Raw genomic sequence first — 14,480 nt, 5'->3', positions numbered from 1 at the left:
TCTATATAATAATTATACAGCAGAAAAACAACTACTGTCTATTATCTTTATGTTACAAGAAGACAAGGAGAAAAAAAATGGATTTTTATGGTTTTTACACAGGAAAAATATACGATGCCTATCAGTATCTGGGCGCTCATGTAGAAGAAAAAGGAGTGACTTTTCGTACATTTGCTCCCGCCGCCTCCCGAATCACTCTGATCGGTGAATTCAATCACTGGCAGGAATGGGAAATGAACCGGACCTACAGCGGTCAGTTCTGGGAATGCTACGTCGAAAATGCCAGGCCCGGAATGATGTATAAATACAAGATCTATAAGCAGGATGGTTCCTGTACCGACCATTGTGATCCCTACGGCTTCGGAATGGAATTAAGGCCGGCAAGTGCCTCCATCATCCGGGATCTGAGCACCTACTCATATCATGATCAGGAATGGATACAGAAACGCTCCGACTGCAAAAATCAGCCTCTGAACATCTACGAACTTCACTTTGGCTCTTTCCGAAAACCTTCCGATGAACCGGACAGCTGGTACACCTATACAGAGATGATCAATATCCTCATTCCGTATCTGAAGGAATATGGATACAATTACATCGAGATCATGCCACTGAGTGAACATCCCTGCGATGAATCCTGGGGATATCAGAATACCGGATTCTTCAGTCCCACTTCCCGTTACGGAACGGCACAGGAACTGATGGAATTCATCGATGCCTGCCATCAGAACGACATCGGTGTAATCATCGATTTTGTCCCGGTACATTTTGCCGTAGATGATTATGCGCTTGCAAACTATGACGGAACTTCTCTCTATGAATACCCACATCAGGAAGTCGGTATCAGCGAATGGGGAAGCTGCAACTTTATGCACTCCCGCGGCGAGGTACGAAGCTTCCTTAAGTCTGCCGCCAACTACTGGCTGAGTGAATACCATGCAGACGGTCTGCGTATGGATGCCATCAGTCGGATCATCTACTGGCAGGGAGAACCGGCCAGGGGCGTGAACAACAATGCCGTAGAATTTATCCGGGAAATGAACCGGGGATTAAAGTCCATGCACCCGACAGCCCTCCTGTCGGCAGAAGATTCCACCTCTTTTCCGGGTGTGACACGCCCGGTCGAGGAAGGCGGACTGGGATTCGACTACAAATGGGATATGGGCTGGATGAACGATACGCTGGATTACTTCCGTACCGGACCGCAGTACCGAAGCCGGGACTACCATAAACTGACCTTTTCCATGATGTATTATTATGATGATGCGTTTCTTCTTCCCCTTTCTCATGATGAAGTCGTTCACGGAAAAGCTACGATCCTTCAGAAAATGTACGGCAATTATGAGGATAAATTCCCACAGGCCCGGGCCTTTTATATGTACATGTATGCACATCCGGGTAAGAAACTGAACTTTATGGGCAATGAGATCGGCCAACTCCGGGAATGGGACGAAAAAAGGGAACAGGACTGGGATATCTTAACCTATCCCGTTCATGATGCTTTCCATCATTTTATGAAGGATCTGAACCATATTTACCTTACACATTCCTCCCTTTTTTCTACGGACTATACCCGTGAAGGATTTCAGTGGCTGGACTGCCATCAGGAAGAGCGCTGCATCTATGCATTTGAAAGAAGGGATTCGAGAGAGCGAATCCTTGCCATATTCAACTTCTCCGATCAGTTGCATCAGGATTATGTAGTATCCGTACCGGATTCCAGGGAGTTAAAGCTTCTGATTGCAAGTGATATGGAACAATATGGCGGAACCAACAGCTATCCGGAAAAAACGAAAAAAGCAGAAGATGGACTCTATACTTTCACACTGAATCCATATTCTGCAGCATACTACCTGATAGACTAAAAACATAAGACTGCTGCAAAATCAAATGGTGTAATTCTGACATGATAAGATTCTGCAGCAGTCTGTCTTCCTGCAATTACATATATTCCTGCAATCCCTTCGGTATCTGCCCCAGTCTTGCTCCTTTTCCATACTTTCTCGCCGCATAGATGAATGCCTCTACATTCGCCTTTGGCGTTCCGATCGGCAGCTGGCACCCGGTATTCAGAATATACCCTGCCGGATTGTCCGCACATTTTATCATACATTCTTTACATGCTTCAATGACTTCGTCTATAGTACCCTCTTTCATTACATCAACCGGAGGAACATTTCCTGCGATCCGCATCCGGTCTCCGACCGCTGCTTTAGCCACCGCAAGATCTTCACAGTTATCAATGCTAAAGGAAAACAGTCCTGCATCTGCAAGATCACTCCAGATCGGACTGGTCTTGCCGCAGATATGCGCTCCCGGTCTGGAACCCATGATTTTTTCCGTTCCATCGATCAGTTTCTTAATATATGGAAGTGAGAATTCGTCAAACTGCTTTTTGCTGATCACATCCATACAGGTGACCGGATCTGAAAAATTCGTTCCAACCGGTCCGAATTCATGGTAAAATGCGTCAAACCACCGCAGGGAACACTCTACGGTCAGATCCAGAAGCTTATGCAGCATCTCGGGATTTTTTCTGGTATCCTTCAGCACCATTTCCACCGGTCGTACTGCGATTGCTGTCGAGATCGGCCCCGCAACGCTGGTCGTCATGCTGACATCCGGGAAACGGTCTTTCAGACGTTTTGCGCTTTCCAGGATCGGTGCAAGCACCGGATTTTTATACGGATCTGTGACTTCAAGCCTGTCAAAATCCGCATAATCCTTCAGAATATGCTCCTCCACATAATCAATTCCGTGTTCCGGAGCCCGCAGTTTTGATCCCAGCGCACCTCCGATCGTCTTAAGTCCCAGCCCTACGTTAAAACTGTCCAGCCCAAACTCTTCTTTTCTCCTTCGAATGACCTCACTTTTTACTTCAAAGTCTTTCGCAAATTGTGTAGTTGTGAATCCAAAGATGTCTGCCATCGCCGGATCCGGAGCCTGAAGAGTATAAGGCTGATAATCTACTTCTTCTCCGGCATTGTAGGCTTTGATTCGCTCTGCTGCCGTCATCTCATCTTTCTGCTCACTCATCAGTCGTTTCAGTTCATCGTATTCCATAGGCACCTCCGTTCTCGTGCATATATGCCCAAACACATATTACTTCCATATTCATTAAAAGGTTGGAAAGATCATACTCTCCGTAAAGATTCTTTCATAATTCTCAGTTTCAGCCAGTTCCATATATTCCATCTGGCGTGCCAGTTCTTCCACTTCCTTTTTCACCCTGGCAGACATCAGGGTCATATATGCTCCCGTCTTGGAAGAATTCCCCACATACACCAGCTTCTCTCCCACTTCCGCAGGAAGGATTCCGGTTCCGACCAGGGATTCGGCCGGAAGATGTGCGCCAAACTGGCCCGCGATCATGACTTTATCCAGATCCCCCATCCGGATTCCCGCTTTATTTAACAGGGCAACAAAGCCGGAAAGAATCGCCCCTTTTGCAAGCTGTACCTGACGTACATCCCCCTGTGTGACCAGAAGTTCCGGATTCTCATGCAGAATGAATTCCCGTTTCGTCCCGTTCAGACGAATATATGGATACCGGTAATCATCCTCTTTCAGCTTTTCCTTTTTTACAAATACACCTGTCTTCTTTACGATTCCGGTACGCAGAAGCTCCTTTACCACTGCCAGAATTCCACTTCCGCAGATTCCTGCCGGTTCCTGCTCTCCGATCGTCTTAAGCTCAATGCCCTGTTCTGTGATCCGGACATCCTCGATCGCTCCTTCTGCTGCCCGCATACCGGAGCTGATATTCATACCTTCCAGTGCCGGTCCCGCAGCACAGGAGCAACACAGCAGTCTTCCCTGGCTTGCAAGCACGATCTCTCCATTGGTTCCAATATCAATAAACAGCACATTTCCTTTTTCATTTTGAAGTTCACACACGTATGCCCCCGCTACAATATCCGCACCAATATAAGCCGACACCTGTGGAAGACAGTACAGTCTGGTATCCGCTGCCGCTTCGATCCCGATATCCACTGCAAGAAGCTTCTGTGCTTCTGTAAACTCCGGACGATATGGCGATCTCCCGATGGATCTCGCATCCACACCAAGCAACATGTGCATCATGGTACAGTTTGCCGCCACATCAATCTCCCGGATCTCTTTTCGATCCACCGAAGCTTCCAGACATGCTTCTCCGATCATTGCATTGATGGAATGAACGATCGCCTCCTGTAACTCCCGGATTCCACTTTCCGGATGCTCATACTCATACGTGATTCTGGTCAGCACATCCAGTCCGTAGTGCTTCTGTGCGTTGATCATAGAAGCATTGGCAAGTTCTTTCCCGGTAGCGAGATCGATCAGCGCAGTCACCACTGTCGTTGTGCCGATATCAATCACAATTCCGTAGCCACCCTCATACGCATCTTTCTCAAATGCAGGCATATACCCCTTCGTCAGCACTTCATGCTTTCTTTCCTTCTGGAGAAGTTCCACGGTAATATCCCCCATGACTTCTGTCAGACAGGATAGCCTGATTCCCTCTCGGATTTCCTCCTGCTTAAGCAGCTTTTCTTCCGTTTCAGACATGGCCGATGCTTCTCCGGACAGAATCTTTACTTTACACTTCCCACAGATTCCTTTGCCACTGCATGGATTGTCCACAAACACACCGGCATCCAGAAGTGTATTCAAAAGACCGGCTCCCGCCTCACAGCGGATCAACTGACCGGTCTGTCGGATTCTTATCTCTGCCATCCCCTATGCCTCCTCTTTCAGGCATTCCAGAATGGACTGCACATTCGCAAGAGGGGATTTCATCCCCAGACCGCAGGCCGGAGACAGAATATCAGAACCATGTTTCTGACAGCTTCTGGTTAACATCTTGACACGCTCCGGATCGCCGAATTCCAGTGCATAGGTACTGACATTTCCCATCAGGACTCTGTCCTCTAAGTGTGCCCTTGCCTCTTTCATCGGGACAACCGAATCAAAACTCAGCACATTGCTGTGAAGTTCATTGACCTCACGATAGACCGGACGCATCTGTCCACAGATATGTACGATCGTACCAAGCTTTTCTGCCTGCAGCGCATCCAGCAGTCGGTTAATATAAGTCACCGCAAATTCTTCAAAAAACTTTGGTCCCAGGATCTCTCCGGTTCCGCTTGGATCAGAGATTGCAATCACGTCCGCTCCCGCCTCAATCTGCGCACGTCCGAACGTAATCAGCTGATCAGTAATAAACTCCATATATGCATGTGCTTCTTTGCTCTTTTTCCGTAATTCTTTATAGAAGATCACCGGCTCCATCACAGAACTTGCAGTGCTGATCGGCCCCGTCAGATTGCCTACGATCGGCACCCCTTCTGTCTCCTGTTTCAGGATTCTGATTGCATCCACCACAACTTTTGCACGTCCTTTTGTCACATCCACCGGTGTCAGCTTCTGATAATCACATACGGAATCTATGACATATTCTATGACATGGGGCTCATACACTTTTGAACCCATATCAACCCTGGCTCCCATCTCTTCTGCTTCCACCGTCATACAGAATGGAACTCCATAATTTTCAAAGCAGCCCTTTTCATATACTGCTTTTGCAAGATCCGCCATCTTTCGTGCATCGGTATGCGCCTCCGGAAGATAGACCTGTACTTCGTCCATCAGTTCAGCAGTCACCATATTCATCATGCCTCCCGGACAGATACATGCCGGACGGTCTGTTTTCTTTCCTTCCATGATCAGTTTCAGTCTCTCTTTTGGTGTTAACATGTCTTTCTCCTATGCAATATTTAATAATCTTTTCGCCAGTTTTACAGCTTCTACCGCATTCTGTGAATATCCGTCCGCGCCGATCTTGTCCGCGAATTTCTGCGAGATCGGGCCTCCGCCGATCATAACCTTAACTTTGTTACGTATACCCGCTTCTTCAAGAAGATGGATGACCGTCTCCATACCTCCCATAGTAGTCGTCATCAGAGTTGACATACATACAAAGTCTGCATTCTGCTCTTTTGCCGTATCTACAAACTGCTGAAGAGGCACATCTCTTCCCAGATCGATCATATTGAATCCTGCTGTTTCCAGCATGATCTTGACCAGATTCTTACCGATATCGTGTGTATCGCCTTCCACAACACCGATCACCCCTGTAATCTTGTCATCATTTGCCACCTCTGGAAGATAAGGACGCAGAATATCCAGTCCCGCATACATCGCATCGGAACAAAGCAGAACGTCGGTTACAAAATACTCTTCTTCCTCATACAGCTGACTGGCGCGGTTCATACCATCTACCAGACCCTCCATAATGCCGTCAAATGCAGGATAACCTGCATCCAGATATTCCTGTGCAGCTTCTGCCACATCATCTTCTTCCATCTCCACAACACCGTCTGATAACTTTTTTAATAATTCTTCTTTTGAGCTCATGTTCCTGCCTCCCACTCTTTATTTTAATATCACTTCTTTAAAAAGACCGTTTTCTAATTGATATCCGACATTTTTGATACACATCTGGCCCGCAAACTTTGCCTTTCCGATCATCTCAATACAACCTTCCCCATAACTCATCGGTCCGGCAAGCTTTCTGTCCTTTAGTTCTGCTTTTTCTGTTCCCAGAAGCGCAAATGTTGTCTTAGGACATAATAACATCAATGTCTTATCATCGACAAGCAATTCTGCTTTCTTCAGAAACTCATACGTAAATTCACTGACTACCTGCTCTGCCATCTTCGGTCCCAGAATGCTTACGCCGCCGGAAGAATCTGCATAACTGATCAGATCCACATCATACTTCTTTGCTTCTTCCATGAATTTTAAGAGCTGATCTCCCATTTTCCAGAAAACTTCCTTCATAACCTCCGGTTTTTTACGCCAGCCCTTAAATACATATTTTGCATCAATCAACACATTCAGAATCGTAAACGGCCCGGACACCTGTAGCACTACATGCTCCCCCTGGCTTCTCAGTTCCTTACATGCCAGCAGTACCTCATGAATCCTTCCTGTTGAAAAATCCATCTCCGGAAGTTCCAGGAGTTCTTCCACGGAAGTGCAGATATACTCTTTTGCCCGCGGTCCGGTCACCGCATTTCCATAATTGATAATCCCTCCCATAGCTTCCGCCTCAACCGTATGGCAAAACGGCAATTCACAAAAGGATGCACCGTCATGCTCCTTCAAAGCCTTTGAAAGTCTCACCATGGAATCACAGTACAGATATGCTTCCGGAAAAGTAAGTTCCACCCCTTCCGTCACCTCTTCACTGATTCCGACAGAATTGCCATAGGTGCAATAAAAATCTTTGATCTCTCCCATCCTCTTCTCTCAACCTCCTTTTTTATAAAAATAACGTTCGAATTGCCTGTTCTTTCAATTCACATCCTATCACGACGGCAACTGTGTCCTTCTCATCTCCGGCCACAGTATCCATCTCCTTAATCGATACCTCTGACGGTGTATAATCAAAATGCATCCTTCTTCCGTCCATGTCTTCAGTGATTCCTTTTGCCCGTAGCACCTGTCCATAACGTTCTGCCTTTAATTCCCACAAGATTCTCATAAGATCTGATTCGGACATTGCCCTGGTACCCTGTATAGAAATGCTGGAAAACACCTGCTTTTCATATCTTGGCAGAATCATGCCCACTTTTCTGTTCCTCTCATGATCTCCCGTCATCTCTACAAGCTCCAGCAGAGCTTCGGGATACATCACTCTCCAGTCTTCTCCATATATGATTGCCTTTGGATTCATCTGCCGTATCTTTTCAATCAGGCGTTTCTTCTCTTTCGCGGAAACATTCTCCAGATGACTCAGCAGCAAAAGTCCTGCATTTCGGATCTGATCCTGATAAAACGCACCAAACCCCTCTGCATATTCTTCAAATCCTGCCAAATCAACTACCGTAATCAGCTTCGTAATCGTAAGATCCACTCCGTCTTTTTCTTTTGCCTGCATACATGCATTTACGATATCCGACAGTCTTCCTACTCCCGATGGCTCAATCACGATCCGATTCGGTCGGAATGTTTCCGCAATCTCCCGGATTCCCTTTCGGAAATCGATCGCCAGACTGCAGCAGATACATCCGGAGTACAGTTCCCTTACCGGAACATCTTTCGGCATTAGTTCCCCGTCCAGTCCGATATCTCCATATTCATTCTCGATCACAACGGTACTTCCTTCAAGAAGCGGTAGATATTGATTTAAAAATGTAGTCTTTCCGGCTCCAAGGAATCCGGACACGATCTGTATCTCCATCCCATTTCCATCCTTTTATCCTTCTCATTACGGCATTGCAGCATACCTGATCTAGATTCCTGCTTCTGCCAATCCTTTCGGAAGGTATCCTTTTCTTGCTCCCCTTCCATATTTTCTGGCAGCATAGATAAATGCATACAGGTTCTCTCTCGGAACTCCCGGCGGCACCTGACAGCCTGCTGCCAGCGAATATCCCATCGGACTGTCACTGCCTTTTTTCAGGCAGGTAATCACTGACCCTATCACATCGTCAATGGAACCATATTTTAACACTTCAACCGGCGGAACATTGCCGGATATACTCATTCTGTTTCCGACACAGCGTTTTACTTCTTCCAGATCCTCACTGTTATCTACACTCAGCATCGTGAATCCCATCTCAATCAGATCTTCCCAGATTCCTTTTGTCTTTCCGCAAATATGTGTCGTCGGCATACGTCCGGTGATCTCTTTGACTCCATTTACCAGATCCTGAAGATGCGGTTTTTCAAATTCCAGGAACTGTTTTTTACTCAATACACTGAGAGAAGCAGAAGGTTCTGCAATATTGAGCGGAAGCGGCCCAAATTCCTCCGTCACGGTACGAACCCAACTCAAATTACATTGAACACAATAATCCAGCAAACGATGCAATTCTTTCTTGTGCTTCACCGTATCACGCAAAATTTCATCCAGTCTCCTCATCGATGTAGCAGTCGTCATCGGACCTGCAATTCCATTTCCCGCACCCCATCCAGGGAATCTTTCTTTTGACTTCCGGAAAGTATCGATAATTGCTTCCAGATTCGGACACTTGTGAGGATCGATGACCTCCATGTCATCCAACTGTGCATAATCCTTCAACACATGATCTGATATAAAGCCAAGCCCATTTTCCGGATAGCGCATCTTTGATCCCACAGCCTCTCCGATCGACTGCAGTCCCACACCAATCCCGCTTGCCGCATTTCCGAATTCCTCGTGCATCTTCTCCATGATATCAAAGCGAATCTCCAGAGAATCCCGGTACTGCTGAAGCGTATAGCCGTACAGATCCGCGGTCGTATCCGATCCTACCAGACGATATGGAATATGATCCACTTCTTCTCCCTTTGCATACCCGATCATACGCTCCATGACTGTCATTTCATCCTTTTGCCCTTCCATTTCCCAAAGGAGTTCCTCATAAGTCATAGTCTTTCCACCTCTTTCTTATAAAATAAAAAACGGCACAGAAAGGACTGTTGCAAAGTACAGATATACTCCCTGCGAGATATACAATATCCACAAGAACGCGTCGACACTCAGTCGCTTACCTCCGCTTTTCTTATGGAAATTGTATATTCAGGATGATATCTATATTTTACTACAGTCCCTTCCCCACCGAAAAGTCCGTCCATATATAGCAGGTCTCCTGACTTAACTTCTCTCTCTAATCCCGCCTTCCCTGTATATCGGTGGCAGATGGAATTATCGTCCGTCTTACAGTAGAGCGGGCTGTTCCGGATTCTCACCGGATTCCCTTTTCAATGCCTGTGCATCACTATATATTCTTCTATATACATAATATCATAGGAGGCACCCCGACACTAATTAATAATTTGTATATGGCTATAGTTGTTCTTTATAGCATTCCCTTTGGCATGTATCCCTTTCTGGCTCCCCTGCCGTAAACTGCCGCCGCATTCATAAATGCAATCATATGCTCTTTGGAAGTTCCGACTGGTGTCGTACATCCCGGGCAGAGATTATATCCGCATGGATTATCTCCGGCTTGCGCAATACATCGTTTTACGTGTTCTTCCATATCTTCGATTGTTCCATCTTTCAGCACATCTACCGGTGACAGGTTGCCACTGATTGCAATCTTATCTCCATGAGCATCTTTTAAATCCTGCAGGCTTTCACAATTATCCACCCAGAAACCACTGACTCCGGCATCAACCACCTCCTGCCAGCGATCTTTGGTATTTCCACAGATATGAATAGATGTTCCCTGCTGAAATTCATTCATTCTCTGTACAGCCTGTTTCAGATAAGGCAGGAAAAACTCCTGAAACTGCTTCTTGCTCAGAAGATTCCTGGATGCCATCGGCTCTGACAGCATGAATTTTATTCCAAGCTTTTGATTCATGTCTTTACAGCATTTTACAATACAATCCGTACTGTACTGAAGCAGACGATGAGCTCCTTCTTTATTCTTCACGGTTGCTTTTAAAAACTTCTCCGTTCCGATCAGACTGGCGGCCGTTGTCAGTGGACCCGCAAGACCACTTCCAAGAATTCTTTCTTCTCCAAATCGTTCCTGAAGCCGTTCAAATGATTCCACAATGATTGGAAATCTTCCGTCTTTTTCTATATTCACAAGTTCCATATTATCAATATCCGCAAAAGAGGTTAAAGCCGGCTCTACAATATAGGACACATTCTTCTTTGGATACTCCAGTTTTGTTCCAAGCGCTTCTACCAGCGTTCTAAGCCCTAATCCCACTCCCATATTATCCGCGTGAAAATCTTCTGCAAGCCTTGTCTCCACTTCGACCATTGCATCAGCCGAAAAATAGTAATCACAGATATTGATTCCATACAATGGAGGAGCTGTTTCTCCGGCACTCAAAGAAGTCGGAATCCTGTCAACTTCCTCTCCTCTGGCATATGCCGTCACCCTTTCTTTCGGCGTCATTTCCAGTTTGATCAATTCCATTTTCATTCCCCCTAAACTCAACAAAACAACATCATAAATGGTACAGTAATGATAGAAAGCAGCGTCGACATCGAAAAAAGTTCAGACGCATAGACTGCATCCTTCCCATATCTAAGTGCAAATAAACTTCCTGTTACCCCTACCGGACAGGAAGAAGCCAATATCATTACCGTTTTAATGACATTGTCTACCGGTAAAAAGTAAAACAACCCGATCAGCACCATTGGCATAACAATCAGCTTTACAAAGCTCAGCCAGTACAATCTGACCTTTTTAAATGTATGTTTCAGATCCGCCTGTGCAATATTAATACCTGCCACCATCATGGCCATCGGTGTATTCATATTTGCAATCATTTCCAATGGCTCTTCGATGATCGTCGGCATACGGATCTGCAGAAAAAAGCATAATACACCTAAAATAATGGCAATGATTGTTGGTGATGTAAATACCTTTTTTAAAGATTTTACATCCATTTTTCCAGACATCACGATAATTCCATGCGACCATAACAGAAAATTAGCCAGGGCAACATATGCTGTCATATAAAACACACCATCTGCTCCAAATATTCCCTGTGCCATAGGTATTCCAATAAATCCGCAGTTCGAATACATGATCGCCACATGCTCAACTGCAGCATAATCCTGATTCTGTTTCTGCACCACAATCTTACAGATACACCATATCACTGCAAATGATAAAACTGACAATACGACCGACACTCCCAGTCCCGAAAGCAGGCTGGGGGTAAACTCCTTTTGAAATGAAGTAAATAGCAGGATCGGTGTAAACAATGTCAATACCAGATCCGACAGTTTCTTATTGATTTCCTCATCCACAATCCCTGTTTTGTAACTCATGACTCCTGCAAGTGCAAGGATTACCATTACCAGTGTTTTGTACAATGTAATTGAAGCCAGTTCCATGTTGTTCTCCTTTTCCTCTCACAGACGATGTTTTATTTTCAAAAAGTAAAAAGGACAGTCATTACCTGTCTGCCCTTTTTACTTATGAACACTTTCATCTGAACTAGAATGCAGGAATCTGAATTCCACCATTACTCTCAAAGTACTCTTTCAATGCGTCACAACGTGCTGCTTCTACAAGATCTGCCAGCCACTGTGCATCTGCATCTTCTTTTCTTGTAACAAATCCAAGACTGTAATCTGGTCCATCCTGAGACTGTGCAATATATTTCGTAGCATCCAGTCCTGCATTATACATATGCTGAGCAGCAAGTATAATCGCATCTACATCCGGAAGAGACTGTGGAAGTACGCTCATCTCAGCTTCTACAAACTGAAGGTTCTTCGGATTATCCTTAATATCATAAATCGTTGGACTTTCTACTGTTTCATCGTATGTAATCAGTCCCAGGTCCTGAAGCATCTTAAGACCTCTTGCCTGATTGGTAGCATCATTACATAATCCGATTGTCGCGCCATCCGGAAGATCCTCAACAGATTCCAGATCCTCAGAATACATTGCAAATAACGGATAGTGTGTATAAGGCTGAGCCATAACGAAGTCTGTACCGTTCTCTGCATTATAGCTGTCAAGATACGGCTGATGCTGGAACCAGTTTACATCAATACTTCCCTCGCCAAGAGCTACATTTGGCTGAATACTGTCATCAAAAGTTGTAACATCCAGTTCATATCCTGCTTCTTCTACACTTGCACGAATTGCCTCTACCATGTCAATGAAGTCTGCTCTGACACCAAGCTTGATTACCTGCTTTTCATCAGAACTTTCCTCTGTCGTCTCTTCTGTTGTCTCCTCTTCTGAAGATGAGCTTCCACATCCCATGAGCATTGTTGCCGCCATTGCTGCGCATAATAATACGCTGATTAATCTTTTTTTCATACTTACCTCCTGAATAATTGTATATAAAAATAAGCAGATGCTTACTTTTATCATGGTTATTTAAGTTTTTTGTAAATCCAATCTCCGAAATACTGGATAAATGCTACCAGAACAATCAGAACTACAACAATAGAATACATAATCTTCTGATTAAAATTCTGATATCCATATGTAAGAGCTACTGCACCTAATCCACCTGCACCGATTGCACCTGCCATCGCAGTCGCACTGAGAAGATTAATAACGCCAAGGCAAAGACCTGATATAATTGACGGTACTGCTTCTTTAAGCATTACTTTTACTACAATCTGTGTCTTTGAAGCACCAAAAGACTGTGCTGCTTCAATTAAAGCCGGATCTATCTCTTTGAAACTGTTCTGAAATATTCGTCCCATAAATGGTGTACAGGCAACGGTCAATGGCACCAGTGCAGCCGTTTCACCAATAGAAGTACCAACAACCAGTCTTGTAAAAGGAATAATTGAAATCATCAGGATAATAAACGGAAATGATCGAATCATATTTACAATAAAGTCCAAAACTCTGTTTACAACAATGTTCTCACACAGTCCGCCTTTTTCAGTTACAATCAGAACCACTCCGATAAAAAATCCAAAAAAGGTGGAAAGAACACTGGAAATCACCAGCATTTTAAGTGTTGCTACGATTGCCGGTGCTATTAACATCTGACATATTTGAAGAAATGTGTAATTTTTCAGAGCCATTATTATTCTTCTCCTTCCTCATCTTTTTCTGTCATATTCGCATGAAGTTCATGCCAGTTCATCTTTTTCTCATCCAGATACCGTTCCACCTTCTCCAGATGTTCATCATCAACATTAATTACAAAGATTCCCATCTTGTCTCCCTGATACTCCTGAATCTGTCCGTTCAAAATTGGAAATACATAATGAAGATCTTTTGACATCTTTCCGAAGAACTCCCCATCCTGAATTCCGTTAACCAGATGCGCAATCTGAATATTATGACCTGTCTGCGGAAGCTGCAGTCTCTCCTCGCCGAGAAGTCTTTGCAGAGATTCCGGTTGTCTGATAAAGATTTCCTTTACCGTACCCTCATCTGCAATTTTTCCATGCTCCAGGATACAGGCTTTATTGCAGGCTTTTCTTACAACTTCCATCTGATGCGTCACGATGACGATCGTTATGCCGATTTTCTGATTAATCTCCATCAGAAGGTCGAGAATAGAATTTGTAGTCTTAGGATCCAGAGCCGATGTTGCCTCATCACAAAGTAGAATTTTAGGATCCATAGTCAACGCCCTTGCAACAGCAACTCTTTGTTTCTGTCCCCCACTGAGATTTCTCGGTCTGACATTCATTTTATCCGTCAGTCCAACCAGTTCCAGCAGGCTTTTTACCTTTTTATCGATCTCTTCCTTTGAATATTTCCAGCACTGCATCGGAAGAGCAATATTCTGATATACGGTCTCACGTTCAAGAAGGGAAAACTGTTGAAATATCATGCCAACATGACGTCTGAATTCTCTTAATTCTTTTTCTTTCATATTTTTAATTTCACAGCCATCCACCATAAGGCTTCCCTCCTGGTATGATGTTAATCCATTGATACAACGCAATAACGTTGATTTTCCGGCACCGCTGCGTCCTACCAGTGCATAGATATCTCCATCTTCTATGGTAAGATTAATATCTTCCAAAACACTGGTTCCATCTTCCC

The 14,480-nt window shown here is 44.7% G+C and carries 13 protein-coding genes and 1 riboswitch; of the genes, 1 reads left to right on the top strand and 12 read right to left on the bottom strand.

Annotation, left to right across the window (positions count from 1 at the left end):
• Positions 1-77 precede the first annotated feature (77 nt).
• Positions 78-1,865, top strand: a complete 1,788-nt coding sequence (gene glgB / locus JQM82_RS11040; protein ID WP_235250382.1) for a 1,4-alpha-glucan branching protein GlgB — start codon at positions 78-80, stop codon at positions 1,863-1,865.
• 76 nt (positions 1,866-1,941) lie between these two features.
• Here the strand turns inward: glgB and JQM82_RS11035 are convergent, their stop codons facing one another.
• From JQM82_RS11035 to JQM82_RS10980, 12 genes are all read right to left on the bottom strand, one after another.
• Positions 1,942-3,063, bottom strand: a complete 1,122-nt coding sequence (locus tag JQM82_RS11035) for a uroporphyrinogen decarboxylase family protein (protein ID WP_235250380.1) — start codon at positions 3,061-3,063, stop codon at positions 1,942-1,944.
• A 54-nt stretch (positions 3,064-3,117) separates the two neighbouring features.
• Positions 3,118-4,716, bottom strand: a complete 1,599-nt coding sequence (locus tag JQM82_RS11030) for an ASKHA domain-containing protein (RefSeq protein WP_235250379.1) — start codon at positions 4,714-4,716, stop codon at positions 3,118-3,120.
• A gap of 3 nt (positions 4,717-4,719) precedes the next feature.
• Positions 4,720-5,736: a methylcobamide:CoM methyltransferase MtbA gene (locus JQM82_RS11025; RefSeq protein WP_235250378.1), complete on the bottom strand. Its 1,017-nt coding sequence runs from the start codon at positions 5,734-5,736 to the stop codon at positions 4,720-4,722.
• A gap of 9 nt (positions 5,737-5,745) precedes the next feature.
• Positions 5,746-6,396 carry a corrinoid protein gene (locus JQM82_RS11020; RefSeq protein ID WP_235250377.1) on the bottom strand — a complete coding sequence of 217 codons (651 nt, stop codon included), beginning with the start codon at positions 6,394-6,396 and terminating at the stop codon, positions 5,746-5,748.
• A gap of 18 nt (positions 6,397-6,414) precedes the next feature.
• Positions 6,415-7,284, bottom strand: coding sequence for a uroporphyrinogen decarboxylase family protein (locus JQM82_RS11015; RefSeq protein WP_235250376.1), 870 nt, complete (start codon positions 7,282-7,284; stop codon positions 6,415-6,417).
• Between the two features lie 22 nt (positions 7,285-7,306).
• Positions 7,307-8,227, bottom strand: a complete 921-nt coding sequence (locus tag JQM82_RS11010) for a CobW family GTP-binding protein (RefSeq protein ID WP_235250375.1) — start codon at positions 8,225-8,227, stop codon at positions 7,307-7,309.
• A gap of 51 nt (positions 8,228-8,278) precedes the next feature.
• Positions 8,279-9,400, bottom strand: coding sequence for a uroporphyrinogen decarboxylase family protein (locus JQM82_RS11005; RefSeq protein WP_235250374.1), 1,122 nt, complete (start codon positions 9,398-9,400; stop codon positions 8,279-8,281).
• Between the two features lie 192 nt (positions 9,401-9,592).
• Positions 9,593-9,769: riboswitch (cobalamin riboswitch) on the bottom strand.
• A 61-nt stretch (positions 9,770-9,830) separates the two neighbouring features.
• Complete coding sequence (locus JQM82_RS11000) at positions 9,831-10,910, bottom strand: uroporphyrinogen decarboxylase family protein (RefSeq protein WP_235250372.1); 1,080 nt, start codon at positions 10,908-10,910, stop codon at positions 9,831-9,833.
• Positions 10,911-10,927: 17 nt separating this feature from the next.
• Complete coding sequence (locus JQM82_RS10995) at positions 10,928-11,839, bottom strand: AEC family transporter (RefSeq protein WP_235250371.1); 912 nt, start codon at positions 11,837-11,839, stop codon at positions 10,928-10,930.
• A 103-nt stretch (positions 11,840-11,942) separates the two neighbouring features.
• On the bottom strand, positions 11,943-12,779 hold the full coding sequence (locus JQM82_RS10990; protein WP_235250370.1) for a MetQ/NlpA family ABC transporter substrate-binding protein: 837 nt from the start codon (positions 12,777-12,779) through the stop codon (positions 11,943-11,945).
• 56 nt (positions 12,780-12,835) lie between these two features.
• Entirely contained in the window at positions 12,836-13,504 is a 669-nt protein-coding gene (locus tag JQM82_RS10985) for a methionine ABC transporter permease (RefSeq protein ID WP_235250369.1), read from the bottom strand.
• 2 nt (positions 13,505-13,506) lie between these two features.
• Positions 13,507-14,480: methionine ABC transporter ATP-binding protein (locus JQM82_RS10980; RefSeq protein ID WP_331472883.1), on the bottom strand; the 974-nt coding region annotated here is incomplete at its 5' end.

Source organism: Faecalicatena contorta, from assembly GCF_021531995.1.
Classification (GTDB): domain Bacteria; phylum Bacillota; class Clostridia; order Lachnospirales; family Lachnospiraceae; genus Dorea_A; species Dorea_A contorta_A.
The sequence above is the reverse complement of the archived record's forward strand: the minus strand, read 5'-3'. Positions and strand labels throughout refer to the sequence as shown.

Coding starts and splice junctions, on each gene's coding strand:
- glgB (WP_235250382.1), top strand. CDS start 78: ATGGATTTTTATGGTTTTTACACAGGAAAAATATACGATGCCTATCAG.
- JQM82_RS11035 (WP_235250380.1), bottom strand. CDS start 3,063: ATGGAATACGATGAACTGAAACGACTGATGAGTGAGCAGAAAGATGAG.
- JQM82_RS11030 (WP_235250379.1), bottom strand. CDS start 4,716: ATGGCAGAGATAAGAATCCGACAGACCGGTCAGTTGATCCGCTGTGAG.
- JQM82_RS11025 (WP_235250378.1), bottom strand. CDS start 5,736: ATGTTAACACCAAAAGAGAGACTGAAACTGATCATGGAAGGAAAGAAA.
- JQM82_RS11020 (WP_235250377.1), bottom strand. CDS start 6,396: ATGAGCTCAAAAGAAGAATTATTAAAAAAGTTATCAGACGGTGTTGTG.
- JQM82_RS11015 (WP_235250376.1), bottom strand. CDS start 7,284: ATGGGAGAGATCAAAGATTTTTATTGCACCTATGGCAATTCTGTCGGA.
- JQM82_RS11010 (WP_235250375.1), bottom strand. CDS start 8,227: ATGGAGATACAGATCGTGTCCGGATTCCTTGGAGCCGGAAAGACTACA.
- JQM82_RS11005 (WP_235250374.1), bottom strand. CDS start 9,400: ATGACTTATGAGGAACTCCTTTGGGAAATGGAAGGGCAAAAGGATGAA.
- JQM82_RS11000 (WP_235250372.1), bottom strand. CDS start 10,910: ATGGAATTGATCAAACTGGAAATGACGCCGAAAGAAAGGGTGACGGCA.
- JQM82_RS10995 (WP_235250371.1), bottom strand. CDS start 11,839: ATGGAACTGGCTTCAATTACATTGTACAAAACACTGGTAATGGTAATC.
- JQM82_RS10990 (WP_235250370.1), bottom strand. CDS start 12,779: ATGAAAAAAAGATTAATCAGCGTATTATTATGCGCAGCAATGGCGGCA.
- JQM82_RS10985 (WP_235250369.1), bottom strand. CDS start 13,504: ATGGCTCTGAAAAATTACACATTTCTTCAAATATGTCAGATGTTAATA.